Annotated in this window: 1 pseudogene; it reads right to left on the bottom strand. The window is 53.7% G+C overall.

Annotated features, from left to right (window positions below):
• Positions 1 to 512 (bottom strand): annotated as a pseudogene (locus GHO25_RS25750) (ISL3 family transposase); the annotation flags it as partial.
• Positions 513 to 520 lie beyond the last annotated feature (8 nt).

Genomic DNA, 520 nt, shown 5'->3' with positions numbered 1-520 from the left:
CGCCAAACATGCTCATCCACGCCCAGCACGGTCACACCGTCAAAACGTGTCGAGTCATTAAAAAGCAGGCGCCGTCCTTCGTTGATAATGGCATTATTAGCGGTGTGCCATGCAACATCAAGCTGGCTCGCAACACGAGATACCGACAGATGATCCAGCACGATGGCAGCTAATGCCCAGCGTATCGCCCCATATGAAAGCTTTGAACGTGGAGGTGCTGCACTGTTTGTATCTTCATGCCAGAAACAGCCGCAAGCACAACGCCAGCGACGGATACGCAGCAGCAATCTGGTTGGTCGTTGTCCGTAAGGTGTGTGAGCAAGATGCCTATCGACAGTACCGCGTGAAACACCAGCAGCCCCGCACTTGGGGCATGGCTCGGGTGCTTTGGTTAAACGACATTCGATGACGGCGCGCTCTGCACAAAGATGTTGTCCAGTGGCAGTCAGGCCGAGGTTATTCAGTTGGCAAAAGCTGGAAAGATCAGGGCTAGAAAAGGTAAGATTGTTCACGTCGGGGG

It is taken from the genome of Pseudomonas sp. FSL R10-1350, assembly GCF_009600525.1.
GTDB lineage: Bacteria > Pseudomonadota > Gammaproteobacteria > Pseudomonadales > Pseudomonadaceae > Aquipseudomonas > Aquipseudomonas helleri.
The sequence above is the reverse complement of the archived record's forward strand: the minus strand, read 5'-3'. Positions and strand labels throughout refer to the sequence as shown.